Below are 14,767 nucleotides of genomic sequence, written 5' to 3'. Positions count from 1 at the left end.
TTTCTTTTATGATGTCTAGTCTAACTTAAGCACCGCAAGAAAAGCTTTCTGTGGTACTTGTACGTTACCTATCTGTTTCATTCGTTTCTTTCCTTTCTTCTGTTTCTCCAAAAGTTTGCGCTTACGGCTAATGTCACCTCCATAACATTTTGCAGTAACATCTTTACGAACCTGCTTAACAGTCTCTCTTGCAACAATCTTTGCCCCGATAGCAGCTTGAATAGCAATATCAAATTGTTGACGGGGTATTAAGTCTTTAAGCTTTTCACACATTCTCCTTCCGAAGACAACAGCATTGCTTTCATGTGTCAAAGTGGAAAGTGCATCAACAGGTTCTCCATTTAATAGAATGTCAAGCTTTGCCAATTTAGATGGTCGGAAAGAGTCTATATGATAGTCAAAGGACGCATATCCCTTGGAAATGCTCTTCAATTTATCATAGAAGTCTATTACGATTTCTCCTAATGGTATCATGAATATGAGTTCCAAACGATTACCACTAACATAATTCTGGCTTACTAATTCGCCACGTTTATCAAGACAAAGGGTCATGATAGGACCAATATATTCACTAGATGTTATGATAGAGGCTTTGATGTAAGGCTCCTCAATATGGTCAATCATTGTCTGGTCGGGCAATCCTGAAGGATTGTGTACTTCCTTTACATTGCCTTGCTTATCATAGACCATATAGCTGACGTTCGGGACAGTCGTTATTACATCCATGTTAAACTCACGATCCAATCTCTCTTGTATGATTTCCATGTGCAATAACCCTAAGAAACCACATCGAAAGCCGAAGCCTAAAGCCTGAGAACTTTCTGGCTGGAAGGTAAGAGAAGCGTCATTAAGCTGTAACTTTTCCAATGATGCACGAAGATTTTCGTAATCATTTGGGTCAATTGGATAAACACCAGCAAACACCATAGGTTTTACTTCTTGGAATCCTTCAATGGCATTCTTGCATGGATTCTCTATATGTGTGACGGTATCTCCAACTTTTACTTCTGTTGCATTCTTAATTCCAGAGATGATGTAGCCTACTTCTCCTGTTGAAAGTTGTTTTGAAGGGACCATATCCATCTTCAAGACTCCAACTTCATCAGCAGTATATTCCATGCCCGTCTGTACAAACTTTACTTTATCGCCTTTCTTAATAACCCCATTCTCTACTTTACAAAGTGTAATAATGCCTCGGAAAGAGTTGAATATAGAGTCGAAAATTAATGCTTGAAGTGGTGCATTTATATCTCCTTTAGGTGCAGGTATACGCTTCACAATCGCCTCCAATATCTCAGGAACACCTTCTCCTGTTTTACCGCTGGCTCTGATAATATCCTCAGGGTCACATCCAATAAGGTCGACAATTTCATCTTCAACCTCTTCTGGCATGGCGTTAGGCATATCTATTTTATTGATTACAGGTATAATCTCTAAATTGTGATCTATAGCCATGTAAAGGTTAGAAATCGTCTGTGCTTGGACTCCTTGCGTTGCATCTACGATTAGTAGGGCGCCTTCACAAGCTGCAATACTACGTGATACCTCATAGGAGAAGTCCACATGTCCAGGAGTATCTATCAAGTTGAGAATATACTTTTCTTTGTTAGATACATATTCCATCTGGATAGCATGGCTTTTAATAGTGATGCCACGCTCTCGCTCCAAATCCATATCATCGAGCATCTGCCCTTCCGTAATCTTTATCGTCTGGGTATATTCCAACAGGCGGTCTGCCAAGGTTGATTTGCCATGGTCAATGTGGGCAATGATGCAAAAATTTCTTATATGATCCATTAAATAGTGCGTATTTAAACTGCAAATATAAATATAAATATTGAGAAGTGAGCAGATTAAAAAGAGTTTTTCTCTATTTTTTGTGTGAAGAGGAGATTAAAGTTCTAGAAATATGATATAATTTTGATATTGTATGCGATACTTATAGAATGAGATAAGTATCTTACTTCGTTGTTCAACTCAAATCAAGTTGTAATTTATAAATACTGATCTGCGATGAAATTCGTACTGTTTGGTGGGGGGGATAGAGGAGGGGAATATAAAATAATGGGCATGTTTAATAGTAAAATATACTTACAAGAGGAGGGGTGATGGTATAAGCTGAAATGAATAAATGTAGTTTTAAAGGGGGCTTGTAATAGTCTAAAGACCAGAAGGTTACAAATGGACTTGTAAAAGGGCATGTTTTGTGATGTAAAAGGGCGTCTTTTACAGTTCAAAAGGGCATCTTTTACCATGCAAAAGGGGCTCTTTTAGAATGTAAAAGAGGGCCTATGAAAAAACAAGTGGAAATTTATTTTATAAAATAGTGAGTATACTTTATCACAGACTCACTTATTTTTTAATAACTTTGCAGGGATAATAGCAGAGGGAGAATTAGTGATATTTGGTCCTCTATATAATAATATATCAGCAAGAAAGTAACGCAATATGGCTATAAGACGTTTTTTTTATTTTGTGGTAGTTATATCTATCTTTGCGGCATGTCACCGTACCCTTGAGGATAGAGCTGCAGAAGAATGCAAAGAGTATACTGAAAAGAAATGCCCCACACCGGTAGTAGATAATACACGACTTGATAGTATGGTTTTTGAACGCTCCACATGGACGATTCATTATTATCATAGTCTTATTGGCGATGCTGATAATAAACACGCTATAGCTTCTCAAAAAGGGAAGCTGCGTAAAGCTCTTTGTGAAGCATTGAGGGCTGATCCAGGAACAAAGGTGTACAAAGACGCAGGGTTTAATTTTCGATATACTTACCATTCTGGCAAGAAACCAACGGAAGTATTGATTGATATGACATATACCCCAAAAGACTTTGGCGATTAATCTTCATAGAATCATTAATACTTGAGTTCGGGATAAGTTTAGTATGAAAAAAGTTCCAACTGCCTTGATTTTTCCACATACACTGGCAGTGCCTCTGGCTTGTTCTCAAAGAAGCAGTATGCTGTAAGGGCAGAACACAAGTTCATGATAAAGTTGTGTATCGAGCGGTGTCTTGAGTGAACAAGGTTGGCTTTGTTCTTGAGTAGTTCGTTAATGCACTCGATAATGTATCTTTTCCTCAGCATAATCTTGTCCCACATAGGCATCAGTTTGTTCTTCATCTTAGCCTTGAGCCCATGAACGAGTTGGATACCTTGACTGAACAGACTATCAAAGAGTTCCTGCTTGATGTACCCTCTATCAGCAAAGATCTTCCCAAATAAGACCTTTGCAAATACCGTCCATACCCTGCTATCTCTGTCATCCACATTTGCTCCTGTAAGACAGAACGTTATCACTTCACCAGAATCATTGCATAGCAGGTGCAGCTTGAATCCATGACACCAGCCCATGGTACCCTTTCCGTCCTTGGCGAGGCCGGCAAAGACTTTGTTGTAATATCGTCGTACATTGTGACATACGGGTATCATTGTGCTGTCAACGAATGTTATACCCGTACACTTGCCGAAGGCATAGAGCTTCATGAACAGCATCATCTTAAAGAACACTCTTGGCATGAGTTCAACGAAGCGGTTATAGGAAACCGCGTCGGGAAAATCCTGACGCATCACCCCTTTGACCCAATTCAAATAATACTCCTTGAAATTGCGATATGCGCCGAAATGATAGCATACCAAAATGGTCATAATCTCACTTTCCGAGAGTCTGCCCTTGCGGTTTCGGTAGCGTTTGCCGTCACTGTTATGGGACGGTAGACGCAGGTTTTTCGCTAATTCGGCACTCAAATTCTTATCAAACTCGTCGATTATACAGAAAATTTCAGTAACTTTGTCCTTGGTAATCATCGTTCAAAAATCTTGTAATCTATTGATTTTCACCTATAAAGATACGAATTTTTGACGAGATTACCAACTTTTTCAAGCCTTTTCTTATCCCGAACTCGCGTATTAATAATCCTAGGTTAATTCGGATAGTTCTAACCAACGAAATTCCAACTCATCCAGTTCTTCTTTTAAAAGAGGTAGTCGTTTGCTTTTCTCTGTCAGTTCTTCTATTGAAAGTGTTCCAGAGCAAAGTAGTCCCTCTATATTATTCTTTTCCTCTTCCAATTGGCTGATTCTTTCTGTCAGTTGTTCATATTCGCGTTTCTCTTTGAAAGACATTTTACGCTTTGTGTTGTTATGATAGTCTTTCTTTGTATTCTCTTCTGCAGCGTTACTTTTCCTGATAGGCGTTTGTTGCGCCTCTTCTTTAGATTTCATCTTTTGGAAATCCCGGTATTGTGTGTAGTTCCCAGGGAAGTCCTTTACCTCTCCTTCTCCTTTGAACACTAATAGATGGTCAATAACTTTATCCATGAAATAACGGTCATGAGACACAACAATGACACATCCAGGGAAGTCCTGCAGGTACTCCTCTAATATTTGTAATGTTTGGATATCAAGGTCATTGGTGGGCTCATCCAAAACAAGAAAGTTTGGGTTTTGCATCAAAACGGTGCATAAATAGAGCTTTCTTTTTTCGCCACCAGAGAGTTTATATACATAATTATGTTGTTCTTCTGGTGAGAAAAGGAAGAAGTTGAGGAATTGGGATGCAGTCATGTGCTTTCCACCTCCTAAATCAATGTAGTCTGCTATATCGGTAATGATATCAATTACCTTTTGGTCCTCGTGAAATTTTAAGCCTTCTTGCGAGAAATAGCCAAAACGTACGGTGTCTCCTATGTCGAATTTGCCACTGTCAGGTGTTACCTTGCCCAATAGCATCTTAATAAAAGTGGATTTTCCAGTACCGTTGTTACCGACAATTCCCATCTTCTCAAAACGTGAAAAGTTATAATAGAAATCTTTCAAAATAACTTTATCATCGAACTTCTTTGAGACATATTGACATTCAAATATCTTACTGCCAATATATACTGTTGAGGATTTTAATCGGATTTGTCTCTCTTCAATTCTTTGTTTTGCTTTTGCTTGTAGCTCGTAGAAAGCTTCTTCACGATAGCGGGCCTTGTGTCCACGAGCCTGTGGCATTCTTCGCATCCATTCTAATTCCGTACGATAGAGGTTATTGGCGCGTGCTATTTCTGCTCGAGTATTGTCAATACGCTCCTGTCTTTTCTCTAAATAATATGAATAATTCCCTCGGTATGTGTAGATAGTCTTATTGTCTAATTCTAAGATAGTATTGCAAACATTATCAAGGAAATAGCGGTCGTGAGTGACCATAAAGATTGTTTTATTTCCACGGGATAAGTATCCTTCTAACCATTCTATCATCTCTAAGTCAAGATGATTGGTAGGTTCGTCTAGTATTAGGAAGTCAGGCTCTAATATGAGTACGTTTGCTAATGCAACTCTTTTCTGTTGTCCTCCGCTAAGCTGTTCCATAGGCTGATCTAAATCATTTATCTTCAGCATGGTTAAGATCTGCTTAGCTTTTAAAATTCTGTTAGGGTTACCTTCATGATTGAAGCATGCGTCAAGCACACTTTCCTTCGGGTCGAACTTTGGATTTTGTTCTAACATGCCTACTCGAAGGTCATTCCGATAGATGATATTTCCACTATCGTAACTTTCCCTTCCTGTAAGGATAGAGAGGAGAGTAGACTTTCCGGTGCCGTTTTGTGCTACAAGACCTATATGTTGTCCCTCTGCAATAGAAAAGGATATGTCTTTAAAGAGAACCTGAGCACCGAAACTCTTAGTTAGGTTCTGCACATCAAGATATGGTATTTGTGCCATAATTACACTAATGTCTCGTTTATCTGCTCAATATAGTCCAGTACTTCGTCTTTACCCATCTTTTGTTCAGCGGATGTAATGAAGTAAGGTGGAAGATTCTCCCATCTATCTTCCAACTTCTTCATCCATAATAACGCATTTGATTTTGCTTTTGCTGGTGACAGTTTATCTGCTTTGGTGAAGATAATAGAAAAAGGAACATTACTTTCCCCCAGCCAATCAACAAACTCACGATCAATCTTTTGTTGTTCATGTCTTATGTCAATCAGAACAAAAACATTTACCAGCTGTTTACGTTGGAGAATGTACTGTGCAATCATTTGTTCCAGTTTATTACGAACTGTCTTTGAACTTTTGGCGTATCCATAGCCAGGTAAGTCTACCAGATACCACTCATTGTTGATCATAAAGTGATTAATAAGTAATGTCTTGCCAGGCTTTGCAGATGTCTTTGCTAACCCTTTATGGTTACATAACATATTAATTAAACTAGATTTTCCTACATTTGACCGGCCAATAAATGCATACTCAGCCTTTGTATCCTCTGGACATTTCGTTACATTTGGTGACGAAATAGTAAATTCTGACTTCTTTATAATCATCTTTAGGGTTTACTTATTTATTGCAAAGTTACTAAAAAGAAAGGAGGTGAGGATTGGTAGTTAATAGTTTTTTTGTAATTTTGCAGGAAAACAAGGTGTAAATGAAGCAGATTAACTGGGGATTTATTGGTTGTGGGGAGGTCACGGAGAAGAAATCAGGACCTGCTTTCAACGAGATTATGGGCTCTAAGGTTGTTGCGGTATTCAGTCGCAGCGAACTTAAAGCCCGTTCTTATGCTGAACGTCATGGTATTCGTAAGTGGTATACTGATGCACAAGAATTAGTAGATGACCCAGATGTTAATGCTGTTTATATAGCAACACCACCATCAGCCCATGCTACTTTTGCTATAATGGCAATGAGAGCTGGTAAGCCTTGTTATATAGAGAAGCCTTTAGCTGCGTCATATGAAGACTGCGTACGTATTAATCGTATATCAGAAGAGACTGGCGTCTCGTGTTTTGTAGCCTATTACCGGCGTTATTTGCCATATTTCAAAAAGGTAAAAGAGATAATAGAGAAAGGTGATATTGGTAAGGTTCTTACAGTACAGGTGCGTTTTGCTGTTCCACCTCGCGACCTAGACTATAAACAAAACGAACAGTTGCCATGGCGTTTACAATCAAATATCTCTGGTGGTGGCTATTTCTATGATTTAGCTCCCCATCAGCTTGATTTACTTCAGAACTTTTTTGGAGTTATTGTGAAAGCTCACGGATACAAAGCTAACCGTGCAGGACTGTATAATGTAGAGGATACTGTGAACGCAGTTTTCCGTTTTGAGAATGGTTTGACAGGTAGTGGCGCTTGGTGTTTTGCAGCACATGAAAGTGCCCGTGAGGACCGTATAGAGATTTATGGTTCGAAAGGTCGTTTGGCTTTCTCTGTCTATACGTACGAGCCAATTCATCTTTGTACTAGTGAAGGTGTGAAGAATATTGAGGTGGCAAACCCTCCTTATGTACAATTACCTATAATCAAGTCCGTTATTGAGGACATGCAAGGTTTTGGAGCTTGTGACTGTACAAGCATCAGTGCCACCCCAACCAATTGGGTGATGGATCGTATTCTTGGTAAAATATAAACCCTCGGAAGGGGGATAGATATCCATTTAGCAATTTACATGAAGCTAATGTTCAACCACTGTTTATGTCTTATCTTCTTCTTTATTATAGAAGGAGGAGTGAATACTTATGCCTCGTCAGAATCGGATATATCTGTTGGGCAGAAAATTGTTCAGGATAGCGAGATGGTTCAGCCAATCAAGCAAGTGTTTGATTCTGTACGTTGGATGCGTATAGACACTATTTCGCGTTCATTTAAACGGCAGCAGAATAAAGAAAAGCGTGTGTCTCATAAGTTTAATGAGATTGATACAACCTACATTGAACCGCAAAAGTATAATTTTACGGTTATGGTCCAAAATACAAATACATATGAGGTATATAGGTTAAGTAATGCCAGTGGTCAGGGAATCACATTTGCACCAGAGGCTACAATTCGTATAGGACCTTATGTTGGATGGCGCTGGATATTTCTAGGTTATACACTTGATATTAAACATTTGGATTTTTGGCATCATGAAAATAATCCACGGCAGGAATATGATCTGAGCTTGTATAGTTCAATGGCTGGACTTGATATTTATTATCGTAAGACAGGTAATGATTATAAGATAAGGCAACTTGACCTTGGAAAGAATGTTTCAACGGAGAATGTTCGAGGTATGCCGTTTGGAGGACTAATGTCTACGATAAAAGGCTTTAATCTTTATTACATCTTTAATCATCGCAAGTTTTCTTATCCAGCAGCTTTTAGTCAGAGCACAATCCAACGACGTTCTGCAGGAAGCCCATTGTTGGGAATTGGTTATACGCGTCATACATTGGAAGTTGACTGGGATAACCTAACCAAAGCTCTTGCAGACCGTATGGGGAGTCAGCTTTCCAGAACACCAATAGATAGTACGCTGATGATAGGTCAGGTTAAGTATACGGATGTCTCTGTCAGTGGAGGATATGCCTATAATTGGGTGTTTGCACGCAATTGGCTGTTGGCGGGGTCGCTTTCCGTAGCACTTGCTTATAAAAGAAGTACTGGTGGAGCAACACATCGCAGTTTCTCTCTCAGTGAATTCAAGTTCAATAATATAAATATTGACGGAATCGGGCGTTTTGGACTGGTATGGAATAATAGTAAATGGTATGCTGGAATGAGTGGGATATTCCATGCTTATAATTATCATAGAAGTAAGTTTTCAACGAATAACTTCTTCGGAAGCGTAAATATCTATTGCGGTTTTAATTTTGGAAGAAAGAAAAATAAGGCCCAACCACATTCTGCTTGGAAGGAAGATCAGACTTGATAATAGGGTAGGAACTATTAAGGTAAATGATGAAACAGAAGTATTTTTTTATTGGTTTAGCTCTTTTAGCTTTGTCGGCATGCGGAGCTAAGGCAGAACGTAATATGAACGAGTATAGCGAGGCTGACTCTATAGCAATGGCAAGACGTGATTCTCTTGTGGTTCCTATTGATACTTTACCTTCGTATATTGATACTTATACTAAGGGGGATAGTGCACTCGTTGTGCAAATACTTAAAGAGTATGTACCGCAAAAGAAGACACTCTCTCATGAGCAACTTATTTTGCGTGTTGCTCGCCATTTCCTCGGTGTCCCTTATGTAGCGCATACATTAGACCGTAATGATGAAGAGCGTCTTGTCATTAACCTGCATGAATTGGATTGTACTACGTATGTCGAGACAGTGACAGCACTTGTTCTCTGTATAGAGCAAGGTCTTACACGTTTCTCAGATTATGTTCATACGCTCGAGGTTATCCGTTATCGTGGTGGGAAGATGAGCTATACCAATCGATTACATTATTTCCATTGGTGGCTGCAGGACAATGAGCAGAAAGGATTGGTCCGTGAAATCAATGAGCCTGATCCGCCATTCACGGCTCTACAGACGTTGAAGATTAACTATATGAGTCTCAATGCAAAGGCGTATGACATGCTAAAGGGTAATCCCGAACGGGTGGAAGAAATCAAAGCATTAGAGGATAAAACGAACGGGACCCAAGTTAAGTATATTCCAATAGGACAACTGAGAAGTCCGTTACTCCGCAATATTATACATGACGGGGATATCATTGCGATAGTAACTAATAAGCGGGAGCTCGACACAACGCATCTCGGTTTTGCTGTTTGGCATAAGGATGGACTCCATCTTATGAATGCTTCCAGTTTGCGAAGGAATGGTAATCAGGTTGTTGAGCCTTCTGAAACGTTTTATGATTATATGCTTTCGCGTGCTTCCAATATTGGGATTCGTGTCGCGAGAATTCTGTAATGCGTAATAATACCTTATATTAAAACAATTGTTTTACGGCTAACTTACACTGTTATAACGCCTATTTGGAGAGATGTAGCGTAGGTAAGTTAGTTCCCTCTCTGTGCTAAGAGAGGATTCTATATTATTGGAAATAAGATTATGAGGATACATAGAGAACAAACAATTCTCTATGTATCCTCTTTTGTTTTTCCGTATTCCGTTTTATTTTAGTAGGTACTTCGTATTTCTTTTGTGCGGAGATTATTATGTTATCTAAGCGTGATAATTATTTATCACACTTAGATAATTGTTTATCACACTTAGATAATTAATTATCACGTTTAGATAATAATATATAGTCCTATGAAAAGTAATAGAGAGTCCTATGAAAAACAGAATCAGATCCTATAGGAAAGCAGGGTAGACGGTATGGAAAGAAAATGGAAATATATAGAATCAGGTATTAGGTGTTTAGGAATGAGGAACTCTATGTATGATTCTTTTTCGTGTTAAGTGTTATGTTGTGTTCTGTATTGGCATAGAAAAAGGAGACAAACAACTCCGAAAGAGTGTTTATCTCCTTTGTTTCCTATCGGGAAAAACCGTTTATTTCTTGTTTTTTACCTTCTCAACATAAGCATCAATAGCAGCTACTGCTGTGATGTTTACAATGTCTCGAACAGAACATTCAAAGTCAGTAAAGTGGATAGGCTTATTGAGACCCATCTGAATAGGACCAATCACTTCTGTCTCTGGGCTAAGTGCCTGCAGAAGTTTGTAACCACTATTGGCGGATGAAAGGTCTGGGAATATAAGTGTATTTACGTCCTTTCCTTTGAGACGGGTAAATGGGAACTTCTCATCGCGTAGCTCTTTATTCAGTGCAAAGTTAACTTGCATCTCACCGTCTATAGCCAATTCTGGGCATTCCTCCTGCAATTTCTCCACGGCAGTGTGTACTTTCTGTGGAGATCCTTCCTTATCTGAACCGAAGTTAGAGTAGGAGAGCATTGCAATTACAGGTTCATCATTGAAGAATTTGACAGAATGGGCAGCTAAACGTGCTACATCTGCAAGTACATCGCCGTCAGGGTGACGGTTGATCAACGTGTCTGCTATATAGAATACGCCCTTCTTCGTATTCAGAATATGCATTGTTCCGAAGTGATTATATTCTGGGCGGATACCGATAACATCCTTTGCAACCTTTATAGTATTGCTGTATTTAGTGTAAAGTCCTGTGATGAAAGCGTCTGCATCGCCGTTTTCAACCATAGACATGCCGAAGTAGTTACGTTCATACATCTTGTCATATGCCTCCTCAAAGGTATAACCTTCGCGAGAACGCTTCTCTGCGAGGTGCTTAGCATAGGTAGCACGGCGTCCTTGTTCCTTATCTGCACGCATGTCGATAACTTCAATATCAGAGATATCAAGCTTTAGACGGTTTGCTACACGGTTCAGACGGTCTGGGTTACCCAGAAGGATAGGCTCACAGATACCTTCTTGCTTTGCCTGTACTGCAGCTTTCATCATGGTCTGATGTCCACCTTCTGCAAAGACAATACGCCGTGGATGCTGTGCAGCTGTGGCATGCAGTGTGCGAGTTAGCTTCGTCTCCTGTCCTAACATTTGGCGCAGGCGTTCTTTGTAGTCTTCGAAATCTTTGATTGGAGTACGGGCTACGCCGCTCTCCATTGCTGCTTTTGCAACGGCAGCACTAACCTCTGTAATTAGGCGTGGGTCGACAGGTTTGGGGATAAAGTACTTAGGTCCAAAAGTAAGGTCATTGACATGATAAACCTCATTTACGACATCTGGTACTGTCTGTTTAGCTAAATCGGCAATAGCTAAGACTGCTGCCATTTTCATTTCCTCATTGATGGCCTTGGCATGTACATCCAGTGCGCCACGGAAGATATATGGGAAACCAATTACATTGTTGATCTGGTTTGGATAGTCAGAACGTCCAGTAGACATAATAACATCAGGACGTGCAGCAATAGCATCGTCATATGAAATCTCAGGAACAGGGTTTGCTAGAGCAAATACAATAGGATTCTCATTCATGGAACGAACCATATCCTGTGAAAGAATATTCCCTTTTGAAAGACCAACGAAAACATCGGCACCCTTGATGGCCTCTTCTAATGTATGGATGTCATGTCGATCTGTGGCAAAGAGAGCTTTTTGTGGCGTAAGATTTTCTCTATCAGAAGTAATGACTCCTTTTGAATCAAGCATTACGATGTTTTCTTTCTTTAGCCCCAATGCTACATACATCTTCGTGCATGAGATTGCAGCTGCACCGGCACCATTCACAACTAACTTTACATCTTTAATATCTTTTCCTGCAACCTCTAAGGCATTCTTTAAACCAGCAGCTGATATGATTGCTGTTCCGTGCTGGTCATCGTGCATTACGGGTATATCCAGAGTTTTCTTTAGCCGTTCTTCGATGGCAAAGCACTGAGGTGCTTTGATATCTTCAAGGTTGATACCTCCAAAGGTTGGGGCTATTTTTTCTACAGCTTCACAGAATTTGTCAGGGTCTTCTTCAGCTACTTCTATGTCAAAGACATCAATACCACCATAAATTTTGAAGAGTAACCCTTTACCTTCCATAACAGGTTTTCCACTCATTGCTCCGATATTTCCCAGTCCAAGAACGGCAGTACCGTTACTGATTACTGCAACGAGGTTTCCTTTATCAGTATATTTATATACATCATCTGGATTCTGTTGAATTTCTAAACATGGAAAAGCTACACCAGGAGAATAAGCCAGACTTAAATCAGTTTGTGTGCTATATGGTTTTGTTGGTTTTACTTCGATTTTGCCTGGACGGCCGTTATGATGATATTCAAGAGCTGCTTCTTTTGTTACCTTGACCATAATGAATCTTTTACTTTATGTTATTATAATGTGTATTCGTAATTATAAATATTCTTGTTTGAAGCACAAAGTTAGTAAAATCTACTCTAAAACGAATGTCATTATGGAAGTTTTTTGTAATTTTGCGGCAAAATTAGATTTTGATGCAGAATACCACAATAGAAAATGTTTATCGTCAGAATTTGAAAGAAAAGATCTTGCAGGTTGCAACGGTTTTATTCTATCGGCATGGGATTAGGCAGGTTAGAATGGATGATATTTCCAATAATCTGAGAATATCAAAACGAACTCTATACGAAATATATGATAATAAGGAAGTTCTTCTTTTAGGTGTGCTTCAACACAATAGTGAGAAAGAACATCAAAGTATGCAGAATTTTGATAAGTCTGGAGCAAATGTGATTTCAATTATTTTGGAATTCTATAGACTTCGGATGAAAGAGCTTAGCAGAATGAGTCCCTTATTCTTTGAAGATATAAGAAAATATCCGAGACTTCTGTCATATATTGATAAACAGCACCAGCAACATGATATAGATGCTAAAGCTTTTATGAGGCGTGGAGTGGAAGAAGGCTATTTTCTTCCTAATATAAACTATGATATAATAAGAGAGCTGTCGAGTGCTGCTGGTCGTGAAGTAATGAAAGGCTGTCTATATAAAACGTATGACATAAAGGAGCTTTTTAAAACGTCTATAATATTGTTTGTTCGTGGCATTTGTACTCCTAAGGGATTGAAGATGCTGGATGAAGCTATTAATATTTTATAACTAGGTTAACGAAAGGTTAGAGAATTTTTATCAAGATGAATGATAATATCTATAAACCACTGTCATTGACAGTGTTAGTTGTCTTTTTTCTTTTCCTTCTTCATTTCCTTCCTACAATAAAAATAGGAGGTGTTGAGTTGAGAGAAGTAGATATTTTAAGTGACTTAGCAAGGGAGAAGAAGGAATTGAAGAGTATTATTCCAACTCCCAAAGAGCCTTCAGCTATTCTTACATTAGATAAGAATGGGAATACTATCAACTTTAAAGAGGAGTGGCCAAAGGGAACTGAGCGTATCATTGATTATGCTGCAGGTAAAGCTGGGGGGCTAGATCATTTCTATGCACAACTTACTTCTTTAGCTGAAAAGAAGCAGACGGGTGGCCCTGTTCGTATTGCTTATTTTGGAGATTCGTTTATTGAAGGTGATATATTGCTTGCTGACTTACGTGAGGACTTACAGCGCCAATATGGGGGATGTGGCGTTGGTTGGATAGATGCAGGTAATGATCTTGATCAATACAAGCATACTGTTGACAATAAATTTACGGGCCTTACAGAACACATGGTTAAGAAACCTGCAAGTTATGATGTAAATCAGGCCGGTATAGCTGAGCGTTATTATACGATGGGGGGACAAGCTACAATGATGTATGCTCCTTTTAAGTTACATGAATATTTGCATACAGATAAGTGGGAATGTACTTATTTGTATCTGCGGACTAAAGGTGGCGCAAACGTTAACTTCCAAATAGATGGTGGAAAGACCTTTACGGAGCTGGTTTCTCCATCAAATGAAGTGCAGGTAGCTAAGATAGATGGTCTGACATCTCATGCAAACATCAAAGTAACAGGTGTGAATACAATCCTTTTTGGAACATCTCAAGAGGGAAGAAGTGGTATTGTTCTTGATAATTTTAGTATGCGTGGCTCAAGTGGTAAGACTCTAGCCAAACTACCCGAGGGAATGTTAAAGCAATTTGCGAAGATTCGTCCATACGATCTTATTGTCTTTCAGTTTGGAGTCAATGCTATTGATGCAGAAACGACACCCGAACGGCTTAAGAAATACATTTCAGATATGAAGTTGGTTGTCGAGCTTTTCCGCAGGTGTTTTCCTGAATCAAGTATTTTGATTGTCAGCAGTCCTGATCGTGGCTCAAAGACTTCTCCTGATGGAACAATGAAGGGAGTTGAAATGCTTGTCGGCTATCAAGAACAGCTTGCTGCTAATTGTCATGTAGGCTTTTATAATCTTTTTAGATCAATGGGTGGTGCTGGCACCATGATGCGTATTGTTGACGAGCAGGATATGGGTACAAAAGATTACGTACATATCAACTATAAAGGAGGAAAATATGTCAGTCAACGTATCTTTAAATCAATCGTTGCAGGGCAGAAAAACTACGCACGCCGTGCAAAGTTAATAAATAAATAATGAG

11 protein-coding genes are annotated in these 14,767 nt (G+C 39.1%); 6 read left to right on the top strand and 5 right to left on the bottom strand.

The window, feature by feature from the left end; genetic code table 11:
* Positions 1-15: 15 nt before the first annotated feature.
* Entirely contained in the window at positions 16-1,797 is a 1,782-nt protein-coding gene (gene lepA / locus ACZ48L_RS02090) for a translation elongation factor 4 (protein ID WP_008822589.1), read from the bottom strand.
* Positions 1,798-2,448: 651 nt separating this feature from the next.
* Here lepA and ACZ48L_RS02085 point away from each other — a divergent pair.
* Positions 2,449-2,853, top strand: a complete 405-nt coding sequence (locus ACZ48L_RS02085) for a hypothetical protein (RefSeq protein ID WP_314695197.1) — start codon at positions 2,449-2,451, stop codon at positions 2,851-2,853.
* Positions 2,854-2,891: 38 nt separating this feature from the next.
* Here the strand turns inward: ACZ48L_RS02085 and ACZ48L_RS02080 are convergent, their stop codons facing one another.
* The 3 genes from ACZ48L_RS02080 to yihA form a co-directional block, all read right to left on the bottom strand.
* Complete coding sequence (locus ACZ48L_RS02080) at positions 2,892-3,818, bottom strand: IS982 family transposase (protein WP_006045714.1); 927 nt, start codon at positions 3,816-3,818, stop codon at positions 2,892-2,894.
* Between the two features lie 111 nt (positions 3,819-3,929).
* Positions 3,930-5,720 carry an ABC-F family ATP-binding cassette domain-containing protein gene (locus ACZ48L_RS02075; RefSeq protein ID WP_278567565.1) on the bottom strand — a complete coding sequence of 597 codons (1,791 nt, stop codon included), beginning with the start codon at positions 5,718-5,720 and terminating at the stop codon, positions 3,930-3,932.
* Between the two features lie 2 nt (positions 5,721-5,722).
* The gene (gene yihA, locus ACZ48L_RS02070; protein ID WP_025790341.1) at positions 5,723-6,322 is read right to left on the bottom strand and encodes a ribosome biogenesis GTP-binding protein YihA/YsxC; all 600 of its coding nucleotides are present in this window, start codon (positions 6,320-6,322) and stop codon (positions 5,723-5,725) included.
* A 101-nt stretch (positions 6,323-6,423) separates the two neighbouring features.
* Here yihA and ACZ48L_RS02065 point away from each other — a divergent pair, with 101 nt between their 5' ends.
* The 3 genes from ACZ48L_RS02065 to ACZ48L_RS02055 are packed head-to-tail and all read left to right on the top strand — an operon-like array spanning position 6,424 to position 9,680.
* Positions 6,424-7,407, top strand: a complete 984-nt coding sequence (locus ACZ48L_RS02065; protein WP_025790343.1) for a Gfo/Idh/MocA family protein — start codon at positions 6,424-6,426, stop codon at positions 7,405-7,407.
* Between the two features lie 39 nt (positions 7,408-7,446).
* Positions 7,447-8,688, top strand: coding sequence for a DUF4421 domain-containing protein (locus ACZ48L_RS02060; protein ID WP_025790344.1), 1,242 nt, complete (start codon positions 7,447-7,449; stop codon positions 8,686-8,688).
* Between the two features lie 26 nt (positions 8,689-8,714).
* Positions 8,715-9,680 (top strand): N-acetylmuramoyl-L-alanine amidase-like domain-containing protein, encoded by a 966-nt coding sequence (locus ACZ48L_RS02055; RefSeq protein WP_025790346.1) that lies wholly within the window; start codon positions 8,715-8,717, stop codon positions 9,678-9,680.
* A 588-nt stretch (positions 9,681-10,268) separates the two neighbouring features.
* Here the strand turns inward: ACZ48L_RS02055 and ACZ48L_RS02050 are convergent.
* Entirely contained in the window at positions 10,269-12,557 is a 2,289-nt protein-coding gene (locus tag ACZ48L_RS02050; RefSeq protein ID WP_025790347.1) for an NADP-dependent malic enzyme, read from the bottom strand.
* 143 nt (positions 12,558-12,700) lie between these two features.
* Here ACZ48L_RS02050 and ACZ48L_RS02045 point away from each other — a divergent pair, with 143 nt between their 5' ends.
* Entirely contained in the window at positions 12,701-13,327 is a 627-nt protein-coding gene (locus ACZ48L_RS02045; RefSeq protein ID WP_025790348.1) for a TetR/AcrR family transcriptional regulator, read from the top strand.
* A 35-nt stretch (positions 13,328-13,362) separates the two neighbouring features.
* Complete coding sequence (locus ACZ48L_RS02040; RefSeq protein WP_025790350.1) at positions 13,363-14,763, top strand: SGNH/GDSL hydrolase family protein; 1,401 nt, start codon at positions 13,363-13,365, stop codon at positions 14,761-14,763.
* The last annotated feature ends 4 nt before the right edge of the window (positions 14,764-14,767 follow it).

The sequence above is a fragment of the Prevotella histicola genome, assembly GCF_055385135.1.
Note: the sequence above shows the minus strand (reverse complement) of the source record. Positions and strands in the feature narration are given on the sequence as shown.

What these genes read in the sequence shown, in the direction of transcription:
- lepA (WP_008822589.1), bottom strand. Translation starts at nt 1,797, where the DNA reads ATGGATCATATAAGAAATTTTTGCATCATTGCCCACATTGACCATGGC.
- ACZ48L_RS02085 (WP_314695197.1), top strand. Translation starts at nt 2,449, where the DNA reads ATGGCTATAAGACGTTTTTTTTATTTTGTGGTAGTTATATCTATCTTT.
- ACZ48L_RS02075 (WP_278567565.1), bottom strand. Translation starts at nt 5,720, where the DNA reads ATGGCACAAATACCATATCTTGATGTGCAGAACCTAACTAAGAGTTTC.
- ACZ48L_RS02045 (WP_025790348.1), top strand. Translation starts at nt 12,701, where the DNA reads ATGCAGAATACCACAATAGAAAATGTTTATCGTCAGAATTTGAAAGAA.
- ACZ48L_RS02080 (WP_006045714.1), bottom strand. Translation starts at nt 3,818, where the DNA reads ATGATTACCAAGGACAAAGTTACTGAAATTTTCTGTATAATCGACGAG.
- ACZ48L_RS02040 (WP_025790350.1), top strand. Translation starts at nt 13,363, where the DNA reads ATGAATGATAATATCTATAAACCACTGTCATTGACAGTGTTAGTTGTC.
- ACZ48L_RS02065 (WP_025790343.1), top strand. Translation starts at nt 6,424, where the DNA reads ATGAAGCAGATTAACTGGGGATTTATTGGTTGTGGGGAGGTCACGGAG.
- ACZ48L_RS02055 (WP_025790346.1), top strand. Translation starts at nt 8,715, where the DNA reads ATGATGAAACAGAAGTATTTTTTTATTGGTTTAGCTCTTTTAGCTTTG.
- yihA (WP_025790341.1), bottom strand. Translation starts at nt 6,322, where the DNA reads ATGATTATAAAGAAGTCAGAATTTACTATTTCGTCACCAAATGTAACG.
- ACZ48L_RS02060 (WP_025790344.1), top strand. Translation starts at nt 7,447, where the DNA reads ATGAAGCTAATGTTCAACCACTGTTTATGTCTTATCTTCTTCTTTATT.
- ACZ48L_RS02050 (WP_025790347.1), bottom strand. Translation starts at nt 12,557, where the DNA reads ATGGTCAAGGTAACAAAAGAAGCAGCTCTTGAATATCATCATAACGGC.